The 13,603-nt window shown below is 43.2% G+C and carries 9 protein-coding genes; 2 read left to right on the top strand and 7 right to left on the bottom strand.

All coding sequences use genetic code 11. The features are described 5' to 3' along the window. Nucleotides 1-6: 6 nt before the first annotated feature. Genes feoB through DLM75_RS12555 form a run of 3 tightly spaced genes read right to left on the bottom strand, consistent with a single transcriptional unit; the run spans nucleotide 7 to nucleotide 3,663 of the window. The gene (gene feoB, locus DLM75_RS12565) at nucleotides 7-2,124 is read right to left on the bottom strand and encodes a ferrous iron transport protein B (RefSeq protein ID WP_118968854.1); all 2,118 of its coding nucleotides are present in this window, start codon (nucleotides 2,122-2,124) and stop codon (nucleotides 7-9) included. Beyond that, nucleotides 2,111-2,365: a FeoA family protein gene (locus tag DLM75_RS12560; protein WP_118968853.1), complete on the bottom strand. Its 255-nt coding sequence runs from the start codon at nucleotides 2,363-2,365 to the stop codon at nucleotides 2,111-2,113. The genes feoB and DLM75_RS12560 overlap by 14 nt, the downstream gene beginning before the upstream one ends. Continuing rightward, nucleotides 2,362-3,663, bottom strand: a complete 1,302-nt coding sequence (locus DLM75_RS12555) for an ABC1 kinase family protein (RefSeq protein ID WP_118968852.1) — start codon at nucleotides 3,661-3,663, stop codon at nucleotides 2,362-2,364. Before DLM75_RS12555 ends, DLM75_RS12560 begins: the two co-directional genes overlap by 4 nt. A gap of 160 nt (nucleotides 3,664-3,823) precedes the next feature. Here DLM75_RS12555 and DLM75_RS12550 point away from each other — a divergent pair, with 160 nt between their 5' ends. Beyond that, nucleotides 3,824-5,827, top strand: a complete 2,004-nt coding sequence (locus tag DLM75_RS12550) for a helicase (RefSeq protein ID WP_118968851.1) — start codon at nucleotides 3,824-3,826, stop codon at nucleotides 5,825-5,827. A gap of 715 nt (nucleotides 5,828-6,542) precedes the next feature. Here DLM75_RS12550 and DLM75_RS12535 read toward each other — a convergent pair. The 3 genes from DLM75_RS12535 to DLM75_RS12520 all read right to left on the bottom strand — a co-directional run bounded on the left by DLM75_RS12535 (nucleotide 6,543) and on the right by DLM75_RS12520 (nucleotide 11,205). Further along, entirely contained in the window at nucleotides 6,543-7,211 is a 669-nt protein-coding gene (locus tag DLM75_RS12535) for a hypothetical protein (RefSeq protein WP_147456630.1), read from the bottom strand. Nucleotides 7,212-8,325: 1,114 nt separating this feature from the next. After that, complete coding sequence (locus DLM75_RS12525; RefSeq protein WP_069609254.1) at nucleotides 8,326-8,595, bottom strand: hypothetical protein; 270 nt, start codon at nucleotides 8,593-8,595, stop codon at nucleotides 8,326-8,328. A 72-nt stretch (nucleotides 8,596-8,667) separates the two neighbouring features. Then, nucleotides 8,668-11,205 (bottom strand): methyl-accepting chemotaxis protein, encoded by a 2,538-nt coding sequence (locus DLM75_RS12520; RefSeq protein ID WP_118968846.1) that lies wholly within the window; start codon nucleotides 11,203-11,205, stop codon nucleotides 8,668-8,670. 107 nt (nucleotides 11,206-11,312) lie between these two features. Between DLM75_RS12520 and DLM75_RS12515 the strand changes: the two genes are divergently transcribed. Beyond that, nucleotides 11,313-12,239 carry a metallophosphoesterase gene (locus DLM75_RS12515; RefSeq protein ID WP_118968845.1) on the top strand — a complete coding sequence of 309 codons (927 nt, stop codon included), beginning with the start codon at nucleotides 11,313-11,315 and terminating at the stop codon, nucleotides 12,237-12,239. Here DLM75_RS12515 and DLM75_RS12510 read toward each other — a convergent pair. Next, nucleotides 12,216-13,325 carry a tetratricopeptide repeat protein gene (locus tag DLM75_RS12510; RefSeq protein WP_118968844.1) on the bottom strand — a complete coding sequence of 370 codons (1,110 nt, stop codon included), beginning with the start codon at nucleotides 13,323-13,325 and terminating at the stop codon, nucleotides 12,216-12,218. The two genes, DLM75_RS12515 and DLM75_RS12510, sit on opposite strands and share 24 nt — an antisense overlap. Nucleotides 13,326-13,603 lie beyond the last annotated feature (278 nt).

The following is a 13,603-nucleotide window of genomic DNA, read 5'->3' as shown; positions in this document are numbered from 1 at the left end:
ATTCGATTAGGAAAATAGGTTCCAGGTCTGAAAAACGAGAAACGAAATAGTATATGCTAATATTGTCATGTATCCGAAAAGAAACAATGGCCAAAACATGGAATTCGTTTCTTTTTTAACAACCGCAAGTGTGGACATACACTGACAAGCGAATGCGAAGAATAGGAGCAAACTTACGGAGTTTCGAAGTCCCCAGACCGGTTTTCCTTGTTCGTCTACGTCTTTTCGAATCGCTTCTTTGAGGTCGTCTTCGGATTCTTCGCCGCCGACTCCGTAAATGATTGAAAGAGTGGAAACCATCACCTCTCTTGCGGCAAAGGAAGTGATGATTCCGATTCCCATTTTCCAATCAAAGCCGATCGGTTTTAAAACGGGTTCCATGAATTTCCCCATCTTCCCTGCGTAGGATTCTCTGATTTGAATTTTTTTCACTTCGGCTTCGGTGATCACGCCGGGAAACTTGTCGGATTCGATTCTTGGATAGTTTGCGAGAAACCAAAGAAGAATGGAGATGAACAAAATGAGTTTTCCAGCGGTGCTTAAAAACGCTTTCAATTTTTTGAATACGGTAATTCCTAAACTTTTCAACGAGGGAGCGTTGTACACAGGTAATTCCATAAGAAAATAGGAAGAATCGGAACGAAAGAATGTCTTTTTGAAAACGAGTGCGGCCAACATCGAAGCGATCATTCCGAGTAAAAAGAGACTCAAGAGCGCGAGGGCCTGGATGCTGAAAACTCCCCAGATCGCGCCCGCGGGGAACACGGCTCCGATAACGAGGATATAAACCGGATAACGCGCCGAACATGTGATCAACGGAGAAACGAGGATCGTAGTGATTCGATCGGATTTGTTTTCGATCGTTCTCGTTCCCATGATCGCCGGAACCGCGCAAGCCGCGGAGGATAAAAGGGGAATAAAGGATTTCCCCGAAAGCCCGAACTTGCTCATAAAACGATCCATCACAAAAGAAGCCCTTGCGATATAACCGGTCTCTTCCAAAATTCCTATAAAGAAAAACAAAAGACTGATTTGAGGAATGAATACAAGAACGGCTCCGACTCCTCCGATAATTCCTTCCTGAACGAGACTACGCAGAGGTCCTTCCGAGAAATAACCTCCTACAAAAGCTCCTACGTTTTGAACACCGGATTCGATCCAGTCCATCGGAACTTCGGACCAAGTGAATAAGGCTTGGAAAACGAGCGCCATGATTCCCAGAAAGGAAAGGACTCCCCAAAGAGGATGGAGAAGAATCCGATCCACTTTGGAAAGAAGGCCGTCGTTGTTAAGCGAAGTTCCAGAAACGGCCGCACCCAATATTTTTTTTATATAAATCGATTTTTGAGTGAGCTCTTCTATGTAAGTAAATTTCAGTTTGGAATCGACGAGCTGTTCTTTTATGAGAGTTTGCGATTCTTCCGGAAGAAGTGCAAGACCGGGAAGACATTTTTGCAAAGTTTCTCCTGAGAGTTCTTTGAGAGCGTTTACCAAAACGAACTTGAGGGAATTGGAATCCTCCGAAGAAAAGGATCTCAATAGACGGTGGATGAATCGTTCGCGCTCGTCGTCCCATTGAAAGGTTTTGATCGGAAGTCGAAATGCACCCGGAGAAACCATAAGGTCTTTGAGTTCTTTGATTCCTTCTCCTTTTTTCGGATTCACGTATTGAAATAGAATTCCGAATTCACGGGATAGAACATCCAGATCCAGACGAACTCTTTTCTTTTCCAAGACGTCCTTCATCGTAACGGCCACTAAAACCGGGACGTTCAATTCTAAGATCTGAAGTAAAAATTGAAGAGAACGCTCCGCAAGGGACGCGTCCATCACAAAAAGGATTCGGTCTCCTAATTCATGGCTAATGAGAACTCGACTCGTGACTTGTTTGTCCTCTGCGTTTGCTCCAAGGCTAAACGCACCCGGAAGATCCAATACCTTGAGAGAATGTTCTTCGTGTCCCAAAAGTCCTTCCGCTTTTTCAACGGTTACGCCGTGATAGTTTCCGGTTTTTTGTCTAAGCCCTGTTAGTCGATTGAAGAGTGTGGTTTTCCCGCAGTTCGGATTTCCCGCCATCAGGATTCTCGAAATTTTCGGATTCGTGTCCACGTTAGAGTGACCCATCTTTGACGTCTCCTATTCGGATCAATTCCGCTTCTCCTTCTCGAATCGCGATCTCCACTTGGCCGGCACGAAGGATGATTTTTTTTTGCGATTTGTATCTTTCCAAAACGAGAACCTTGATTCCCGGGAGAAGGCCGATATCCAGGATGTTTCGAAAAAGGTCTTCTTTTCCGGGCTCTTGAATCAAAGAAACGATGGAGGCTTCTTGCCCTTTTTTTAATTCGTTTAATAAAACGGTCATATGAGGAATTTTTCTCTATCTCGGATGAGATCGATATCCGGAGCCATCGTCTTTACATAACGGTCGAAGTATAAGATCTGCTTGATCAAAAGTCCGAATTCTTTGGGAATCTTGAGTCCGTTTCTAAGGGATATTTCTCGGAACTCGAAAAGAATCGCGTTTAACTTCTTATCGTCGAGGGATTCTAAATCTCCCATCTGGAGTTTCATCACCATGTCGGTCATACGAGAGAAAACGGCTTCCAAATCTTTCGAAAGTTTTTTTTCGTCCACGCCTTTCGCGGTCGAATCCATTTGAATCAAACCTTTTGCGATCTTTTCGGTTCGATTGAGACTCAAGCCCTCTAAGAAGATCATCAGACCTTCCCAGACCCGAGGCGAAATTCTTCCCACGATTCCGAAGTCTATAAAACCTACGGTTCCGTCCCGAAGAATCATTAGATTTCCTGCATGTACGTCCGCGTGAAAAAAACCGTTCCTTGCGAGAGTCGAAAACCAGATCTCAAGGGCTTCGGTGAGAGTTTTTTGCGGATCGGATGAATATCTTCGAATCGATTCTTCATCCGTGATCGGAGCTCCGTAAAAACGTTCCATGGTAAGAATTTTTTTTGTGGAGAGTTCTCTGTAAACTTTCGGAACCCTTGCTCTGGTTTCTCCCATCGCAAGAAGTTCTCTTTCGAATTCTTCTATGTTGTCCGCTTCCTTGTGAAAATCAATTTCTTCTAATATAGAACTCTGGAACTGTTCGACCATGTCCGAGATTCCGGATTTGCTTAATCCCGGTGCGAATCTTTCAAAAAGAACGGAAGCGAAGTAGATTAGATTCAAATCGGCGGATAACGTAGATTCTATATCCGGTCTTTGTACTTTGATGACGACGTCGAGCCCTTCCTTTGTGACCGCGGCGTGAACCTGCGCGATCGAAGCCGAGGCGATCGGGATCGGTTCTACGCTGTAAAAATGATCGGTGAGTTGACCTCCGAGTTCTTTTCGGATGATCTTTTCGATCGTGGAATAGGGAAGGGGTCGGATTCCATCCAGACATTTCTGCATTTCGGTCACGAACTCTTCCGGGAACAAAGACGGAGCCGAAGCGATGAATTGACCTAACTTGATGTAAGTCGCCCCGAGGTCTTCGAAGGCTTCTCTGAGTCGAATCGGAAAGGTTTCTAAAGAACCTCCACCCAGGGCGAGATCCTTTAAGAGAAGAAGGGTTTTTGTAGAGAATACAAAACCGCTGTTTAAGATACGGGAGGCACCGCCAATGCCCATTTTCAGGGAATCAAAAAATCCGGCCATAATCACAAAGGTTTTGAACTTCCTTTCAAAAGACAACTACAGAAAGGTGGCCCAAAAAATGAGCGTTTGTTTGCGAGAGGAAATCGCTTTTTTGTTTACGAACCAAGCCAAATTCTGATTATGGCTACATAAAATACACCTCCGCGGGCGTATCTTCTCTATGAGTAGCGATTCAGTATTACTTCAGGAACTCGATAAACTTGAACTCAACGACCTGAAGAAAGTCGCCACCCTCTGGAATCTAGCCAAACTTCCCTACAAAGAAAAAAACAAAAACGTAGCCTATCTCTACGAGATCTTTCAGGATGAATTTTATCTGAAAGGTGTTTTGGAGAAACTCACTCAACTTCAGGTTACGATCTATACAAGCATTCTTAAGAATAAAAACGTTCTGACCTTGGGAGAAATTTCCCGCAAGGTGAACATTCCTCCGATCAACGTGGAGATGGAACTCAATCTTCTCCGTAAATATCAACTCGTTTATCAGAGAAAAAATCGGGAAAGACTCACAAACAATTTAGATAAATATCATGCGTTTGAAGAGATCGCCGATCTCGTTCCTTTGGATCAAAATCTCAAAGGGGATAAATACAAAATTTCCCTGGAAAAGGTTCTGGATCGGAAGAAAACGACTGAAATCGCAGACGAGTGGAAGTCGGCGGTAAAAGCTCCGAAACAAGTCGATTCAATTAAGAAATTTTATTCGATCGCAACATCCGAAGAAGGAATCGACCTCAATCTCCAATCTTTAGGAGATCTGGAAAGAGACACTCTTGTAAGAATCTATCTGAGCGGCGGCGTTTCGGAAGCAGAAGACATTCGTAGTTACGTCGTAACCAGCCGAGGAAAATACGAACAAGTAGTACCGGCACTGATTGCGAAGGGAATGGTCGTCGATGTTTGTTTCGTGGACGAGAAGTTCGTTCGTGTTTTTGCAATCCCGGATGAAATTCTAAAATACGTTCAAACTCATCCGATTCTTCCTTCCGTAAAAAAAGGAACGAAACAAAGGACGGAAAAACTCGCGGCCAACGATCTCGACTTCTTTCTCAATACGAAAAAGTTGATTTCTTATATCAGTCGAAAGGGACTCGTACTCGCAAAATCGGGAAAAGTAAAACAGGCCGATCACAAGAGAACCGAACAGGAACTCCTCAATCCCGATATCGGAATTTTTCCGGAAAAGAGCCAGATCTATCAGATGGAGCTCATTCTACCCGTTCTCAAACTTTTGAACCTCGTAGATATCAAAGGTGAGAATATCGTTCTGAAAGGGGATGTGAGCGGATTTATCGAAAAAGATATCTTTGAGATCATGAAACTCGTCGTGCACGAAGTCAACGAAGCAAGGATGAAACGTGTCATTCCTGCGGAAGTGTTCACCGCAACCGAGATGCCTTTCTATGATAAACTCATTCTGGATAAGTGCGTGAGCCTGATCATCAAGGCGAAACGTATTCATCTTTCCGTGATCTTTTCCAATATCATTCGAGAACACATGATTCTTTCTCCCGGATTTCGGACGAAAAATTTCCAATCCGATCTCGCGGAGCTCCGTAAAGAAATAATGAGTGCGATCTTTTATCTGCATTTATTCGGACTTTTGGAAATCGAATACCCGAATCGTTTTCTTACCCTTTCCAAATTGGGAGAATATTTTTTCCAGACTGGAGAATTGTCGCACAAAACCGAAAAGGGCGGAATTACGATCAACCCGGACTTTACGATCATCGCATTTCCGGATCGTGTTTCCATTCATGGGCTTCATCTTCTCAAGGCTTTTACAGAGCTAAAGGACTACGACCGGGTTTATACCTTTGTTCTTACCAAAGAAGCGTTTCAATTGGGAATTCTTCTTGGATACAAACCGGCTGAATTTATCGATTTTTTAAAGACTTCCAGCAAAGCCGATCTTGCACAAAACCTTCTCTTCTTACTGGAAGACTGGGGTGGAAATCTTCCCGTCGTCGATATCACGGAAGACTGCGTTTTGGTTCGCACCAAGGATCAAAATACGATGGAACTCTTGCTCGGTCAGATCAAAGGGAAGAAGATCGTCCTAGACGAAATCGGACCAACCGCTGTTCTCGTGGATAAAAATCGAGTGCAAGACGTGATCACCGTTTCCGAAAAATTGAATCTCATCGTCAACCTGACCCGTTAAAAAACTCTTTTTCGAAAAATTCTTCCCGTCTATTTTCTTTTCAAAGTTTGAAAACTTTCGTTCTTTCTTTTTTGGAATCGAGGAATTTCTACATTTTGTTACGGACCCAAAAGGACTCGGTTTCCCGACCCCTGAATCATTTCGAAAAGAATCGTTTCTAAATCCTCGTATTCGAAGAATCGCTTGTCCTAAAACGGATTGAATGTGGGAACTCCCCGCTGGTGCTCGACGACGTTCCAAGAAGAATTCACGGTTCAGAATGCTTTGTTGAAAAAGAACTGTGGGAACTCCCCGCTGACGCTCCACGGCGATCCAAGAAGAATTCACAATTCATAATACTTTTCTGAAAAAAGAATCGTGGGAACTCCCCACTGGCGCTCGACAGCGATCCAAGAGGAATTCACAATTCAGAATGCTATTTTGAAAAAAGAACTGTGGGAACTCCCCGCTAGTGCTCGACACCGATCCAAAAAGAATTCACAGTTCAGAATACTTTTCTGCGAAAAGAACTGTGGGAACTCCTTTGTTCCGTGTCGAAAGACGGAGAACACGATTCTTCTTTCCTTGAGTTCGAATCAAAGAAGAATCAGCCCTTCGTAACTTGATCGTGAATTTCTGAAAACGTTTTCAAGAGGGAGAGACTTTTTAATTAGAACGAAAGAAATGCCGATTCGAACCAGGACACAGTTCGAATCGGCTTGGAGGAGGAGAGCAGTTAAGGAAGAAGTATTTTTTTCGAAACAAAACTGTCCGTGAAATTTCCTGCGCCTGCATCCAGCGCCCGATACGAGTTCACTTCGACACACGCGGTATCATAGTTCAGAAAATTATAAGTGATCTTCGGACTAAAATATGTGCCTGCAGGCACAAGGACAGGCGTCGTACCCTGGGTGTTTTCTAAATCGAGTCCGAGTTCAAGAAAATTGTATGCGATGCCAACTCCGGTCGGTCTGATTATACCTACGTCTATAAAAAAATAATCGTTTATGGATCCGGTCGTGTCCTTCGCCTGAAATTCGAAAACGGTCCCGTTCGTGGTTACTTGGACGCAATGTTGAGCACAATTTCCAATTGTGGCTGGGGCGGCGATTGCACCGTCACATTCTGGGGGAATCGGATTGTTAGGGTTGGGTGTAGGTCCTGGATTCGGAATCGCTATGGGAACCGAAACGGAGGTTATGATTTCCTTCGACGTTTTTCCAAAAGAGTTCACTGCGATCACTATGATTTTGTAGGATAGGGTTTGGCTCGGTAAAATGAAAGTGAATCGGTCCGGGGACAAAGGATCGGGAGATAGATTCTCTTTCATATAACCTTTGACGCTTATACCGTCGGCGCTGAGTTTCATGACTTCCGGATGTCCGATATAAGCTTTTGAACTCACGGATGATTTCGGGTTGTTTTTAAAGGAAAAACCGATTTGAAAAACTCGCTGGTTTCCGTTCGTAATGAAGGTATTTACTGTCAAATCGTTAAGAACCGGTGAGTCCGAGAAAATCGACGGATCGGTTCCTCCGAGAAGAGCTCCTATCGCTTTCGTTGGATCTTCGCTCGATGATTCCCCTTTGCAAAATAAGGTAAAGCACATAACAAGGAAGAAGAGTATGGTCCTAACCTTGAATGTGAAAGAATTTTGAAGTTGAAAAATTCGTACTTTTTGTATAGTTTCGTTCATTCGATCCCGCTGTTTTAAATTTGAATTTCCATTCCCATCTTTTTTTTCAAAAGCTCAAACAACGTCTTTCTCAATCTCAAACTTTCAAAAGTCCGTTCTCTGATGCGCTTCGTGTGAAAGAAGACGGCGCCAAGACGTTCGGAGCCATTTAAGAATTTCTCCTTCCTGTCAAACCGCCATTTCGAATCCGAATACAATGAGTTTTCCCGTCATTGTAGATGAGAGTCGACCTTCGTTTTCATACCGATGAATAGATTCTAAACGGTTTCCTCGTTTTAGCCAATTACCAGCAGGTAAAGATTCGAACTTTTTCTTATTTTATTCAAGTCGGAGGGATCCATTTTTTGAATCGAATCTCAAACCGGACAATTCAATCTAACTATCATTAGGCGCAAAATCCGTTTCCGAATTGATCTTTTTCTTTCCCAATATTCGAATTCGAACAGTGGAATTTTGATTCGAGATCGAAATTCATTTCCGAACCTGTTTTTTCAAAAGAACAGAGAACGTTTCTGATCGGGAAATTCGAATTCATAAGCGAAGAAAAGAGAATTGGCCAGCGAATACAACGATGGCCTCGCGCTTTTTTATTCGAGAGGAATCGATTTTAAAAATCTTCGACCCAGAATTAGAATAGGCTTTTGCTATGTTTCAAAATCGAAACTATGTTGAGTTCCAAAAGTGAAGTTCGGAAAATTCAAAAGACTTTTGGAGAAACTTCCAAGGAGAACGGATCCGAAAGGCTGATTTTTTTTTGAGGAAATAAGAAAGGAAAAAGAAACTTGTTTTCCGAGCTCGAAAGCTCGGAAAGAAAGTGGGAAAATTACTCTTCTACTTTGATTTTACTTTTGAATTCCCATTTACGATACGGTGCGATCGCTTGAAGTCTTTCGTCTGTTACGAAGAATAAGGCCTCTCCGTATTTTACCAATCCGCCTTTGTAGTGCGCATATTTGGTCTTATGATCAATCAGTCCGATTTCTCTGACCTTGCTCCAGTCGTCACATGTCTTGAGAGTCGGGACTTTTCTGAGATGCAACTCCTTGATCTTATTGTCTTTAACGGAGTCTCTGAGTATCTTTTCCCATTCCATAAAGTGCAAACTAAAAGGAAGGGGGGAAAAATCAAGGGTTTTTGCGGACCCTGCGACTCTCTTTCTTCCTCTTTAGAGTTTGAAAAATTCGACTTCCTTTTTCAGATCTTCTGCGAGTCTTGCAAGTCCGATCGAACTTGAACTCAACTCTTCGGAAGAAGCCGCGGAAGATTGATTGAGATCGTTGATCGTCGTAATCGTTCTCGAAATTTCTTCGATCGCGATTTTTTGTTCTCTTACGGCGACTTGAATCACGTCCGATCTTCCTTTTACTTCCTTCGCCGTGAGATTCATCTGATCGTTTTTGGAGAGTTGATCTTCCATAAACTGATTTACGATCTTCATCTGACGATTGATTTCCGAAATGCCTTGGATAATACCGGAAATGACGGTGACCGTGTTGGTGATATTTCTGATTCCGTTTCCGATTTCAGCTTCATTTCCCTGGATGATTTCCTCGATGTCCTTGATGCTGTTCGTCGTTTTATCGGCGAGTTTGGAAATTTCATCCGCGACGACCGCAAATCCCTTTCCAGCGGAGCCGGCTCTCGCCGCTTCAATCGCCGCGTTGAGCGCGAGTAAATGAATCTGTTCCGAGATCGTGTTGATGATTTCGATGACTCCTGTGATATCTTCCGAACTTCTGCTGATCTTTGTGATCGACTGATTCGTAAGTTCGAGTGCGCTTCCGCCTTTTTTTGCTTCTTCCGTAATCCTCTCCACGTCCGACATCGTCTTTTCGAGATTGACGGAAGTTTCATGAATGGAATTGGAGAATTTATTCATATCAAGACCGAGTCTGTCTAAAAGACCGACCTGTTCTCTGGTCTGAGTTTCGACACCGTCCATCCCTGCGGAAATTTCCTCGATCGAGGCTGAAATTTCCTCGGAGGAGGCGGCTTGGTTTTGCGCGTTATCCGAAATAAAATTGAGGGCTCCGGACATCTCATCGGAAGACGAGGCGAGGTTCCCCGAGGCCTCGATGATTTTGCCGAGGATGGTTTTCACCTTTTTGTTAAACGAATTGATGGAGATGGACATTTCTCCGATCTCGTCCATCGATAATACCTTCAGTCCTTTTGTAAGATCTCCTTCCGCCATCGCTTCTAAAACGTTTTTACTTTCTTCGAGAGGTTGTAGTCTTTTTTTCAAAATGATGTAGATTAAGAATCCGATGAACAACATTCCAACCGTCGATATGGCCGCCATCGCGAGAACGGAAACGATCGCTTCATCCGCGATTTCTTCGTTTTCGATCGAAGCGAAGGTGATAAAATCGTACTTCGAATTCTTACGAAGAATCATATACTTATACTTTCCGTTAAACAGATATCGAACGGGAACGTTATCCTTATAATCCTTCACTTGTTCGTAGAATGGAAAGTCCGTCAGTTTTTTGAGATTGAGCGACGGATTAACGTGATTGATGATCACCTCTCCGTGGTTGAGAAGACCGGGATAACCCGACTTTCCGATTTGGATTGAACCGATCAATTTGCTCGTAAGATCCGCGATTCTCAATCCAAAGACGAGATAAGTCGATTTTTCACCGGGAATGGGTTCTAATGCCAAAACAACCGGAGTTCCCGAAACCGTCGAGGCGATCGGTTTACTCAAAAAAAGTTTATTTGCGTTGAGAGTTTCCGAGAGGCTTTTTTCGGATGGAAGTTGGTAGTCGGAGAGTTTGGAAGTTCCGCTCGTAGCGAGGGTTCCAGTTGCAACAAGAAGTTTCCAATTATCACCTTCCGCACGAATGATCGCAATCGACTCGTATTTTGAAGATTTTCCGAGAAGGCTTTCCAGAATTCTCTGAGTTTCTTTTTCTCTTCCACCTTCCACAAAAAAGAGAAAGTTTGAATCGTTTCGAAGTCGATCCGCGTCCGCTTGCACTTCTTCGAAAATCGTTTCGGTAAGAATATGAAGCGTTTCGTTCACGTTGATCATCTGATTGAAATAGGATTTTCGGATCGCGTTGTAATTGAGTTTAAAAACGAGACTGGAAACTCCGATCGCAAGAATGATTACGATAAAGATAAACGTGATCGTGAGGGAACGGGTGAGTTTGATTCTTACCAAACTCGAGGTATCGATATTACTGAAGGCTCCCGATTCTATCAGTTTGGAAGTAAGCCTTTCCGAAACCAGAAAGGTATATACTCCGACGGAAAGCCCGAGTAGAAGAATGATCGAAAATAGATTGTAATAATTCGATTTGTCCAAGGTCGCAAAACGGCCCAGTAAAAGAACGATGATCAAGCCGCTTACAAAAATCCTCGATGCGATTTCAATCGAATGTCCGATCGGAAGTCTTAAGACGGCTTTTTGAGCGTTGAGAGCCGTATCCTTATCGATGATTCCCTGTTCAATCGTCAGGCTATAATCGCGGATCGGTTTTAGTCTCCTTTGATCCGAGAATACGGTGTAGATGAGGGTAAAAAACGTGGTCCCGAGCGTGATGTATACTGCGTATTTCAGTTGTTCCGGATCCATTTCCAGAAACGTTTGAAAAAAGACGATCGCGGTTCCAACCGTGATCACGTAACCGACTACTTCGGTAATGAGAATAAACTGAAGTGTGAATTTGCGGATCGACTTTGTAATTTCATCCATGAGGCGGTTCCCGATACCAACCTTCGCGCGAAGAGCGCGGGTTTTTGTTTCTTTTCGGTAAATTTCCCGATTTACACTCTTGAATACAAGGAGAATCTAAAATACGGATGGAAAATCTCAAGTTGGCACTTATCGGCGACATTCACGGATTCTGGGATCGACACGACAACGAATACTTTGACACATCCGATTATGACGCCCTATTGTTCACGGGAGACTTTCCAGGATACCTTCCATTCTCGGGAAGAAAAGTGACTCGGAAAATCGCGGAGCTCAAAAAGAAAGTCTATTGGATTCCCGGGAATCACGATTCTACGAACGTAGTTCAGTTGCTGGGAGAAATCTTACATTCAAAATGGATGATACGGTTTGGAAGTATCGGACATCGATTTCGTCTAACTCGTCTTAAAAGACAAATGGGCGACGCAATTTGTGTGGGTTATTCCGCGACGAAGTTAGATTCAAAAACCGTCTTGATCGGAGCCCGTCCTTTTTCTATGGGAGGAAATCTGAACTTTCTTCCTTTCCTCAAAAAAGAATTCGGCGTTTCTTCGATGAGCGAATCCTTTGAAAAACTAAAATCTCTCTATCCGGAAATTCAAGGAATGGAATGTATCGTTTTAGCTCACAACGGGCCCGCAGGTTACGGCTCCAAACGGGATGATATCTGGGGTTGTGATTTTAGAAAGAAAGGTGGGGATTGGGGGGACGCGGATCTGCGCCGTTTTATCGAGTTTGTCAAAGAAAAAGGAGAAACGATTTCTCTAATACTTGCCGGTCATATGCATCATAGAATCAAGGATTTAGGCCGGGACAGAACTTGGAAGATCAGCGAAAATTCTTCTCATGCGATCAATGCGGCAAAGGTGCCGAGAATTCTCACGGACAAAAAAGGAAATTCATTCAGGCATCATATCCGCCTCGAACGAAAGAATGGAGTTTGGGATTGTAAAGAAATTTTTGTGGGAGAAAGAGGGGAGGAAATCATTTCCCTCCCGGAAGAGGAGATCTTATTCTCCTCGGATACTTTCTAACTTCAGTTTGACTTCTTCGTTGAGAGGTTGTTTTTTCTGAAAATCCTCAAGCAGACGAACGGCTTCGGTCGGTTTTTCCAATTCCACATAAAGATCGGATAACTCAAGAAGAGGCCTTGGATCCATAGGAAATTTTTTATGAAGATCGAGATAGATTTCCTCGGCCTTGTCCCGTTTGCCGATCAGTTTGAGAGAGGAAGCCTTCCCGAGCAACGCGAAGTAGTCTTCTCCTTCCGCGAGAATCCGATTAAAACATTCGAGGGCCTTGTCGAATTCTCCCATTCCCCGTAAACTGTCCGCATAACGATTGATGATGAGTTTGTTGTCCGGGTCGAATTCTAAAATTCGTTCCCAATACTGATTCGCTTTGTGGAAATCTTTTTTGCCTCGATAACTTTCGGCAAGGCCGTATAACGCGAAAAAATTCTTACGGTCCAGTTCCGCGGCTCTGTGGTAATACTGAATCGCTTCGTCGTAGTCTTTGATCTTGCGATACGAGTTTCCGATTTCGGTAAGAATTTTGATATTGTCCGGTTGGATGAGAAGAAGTTTCTCCCACCAGTGGATCGCGTCCTTATATTTCTGACAAGCGAAGTAAAGATGTCCCAAACCTACGATCACGTATTGATCCTTCGGATTGATCTGAAGGGCTTGCATATAATAGATTTCGGATTCTTTAAAGTTCTTCAGTTTGCGATGTGCGTCCGCGACACGACTCAGGATGGACGCGTCCGTGATCGTGATATGTCTGTAATCTTCGGCGACTTCGATCACACGAGAAAGAAGATTCATTTCCCGATAACAATTCATAAGTCCCATGAGGGAAAACTTGTTGGAAGGATCTTCTTGTATACATTTATGATAATATTCTATTGCATTCTTATAATCTTTTTTCTTAAAAAAGAGATCTCCCATTCCGACGAGACCGTATGTGTTGTGAGGATCTTTTTCCAAAAGCTCTTTGAGCTTGGCTTCCGCCTTCGGAAATTGATGAGAATCTAATAATTTATAGGCTTCTTTTGCAAGGCCCTTGATGATCGCGAATTGTTTGTCCTCTTCTTCTTTTTCAATATTAGGATTTTCCATTTGATTCTCTCTTTTTAAAGTTTTCGCTCTTTCAATTTTTGAATTCGCATTATTTTTTTTGGACGTTCGACTTTGATTGAATATTCTTTTGAGGCTCAAATATTCTGTAAAGAAAATAAGAACAGATTGCAAGAAACCGAAAGTAAAAAGTAATTTGCGTCGGAAATTAGTCCTTTCTATCTATCCAATCTTGGAAAAAAATTTCTGTCCTCATTTTTCTTAGAACGATCTCCTTGGAAGTCGGTTCCGAACATCGGAAGCGAAACGGTCTTTTCGAA

Source organism: Leptospira stimsonii (assembly GCF_003545885.1).
Taxonomy (GTDB): Bacteria; Spirochaetota; Leptospiria; order Leptospirales; family Leptospiraceae; genus Leptospira; species Leptospira stimsonii.
Note: the sequence above shows the minus strand (reverse complement) of the source record. Positions and strands in the feature narration are given on the sequence as shown.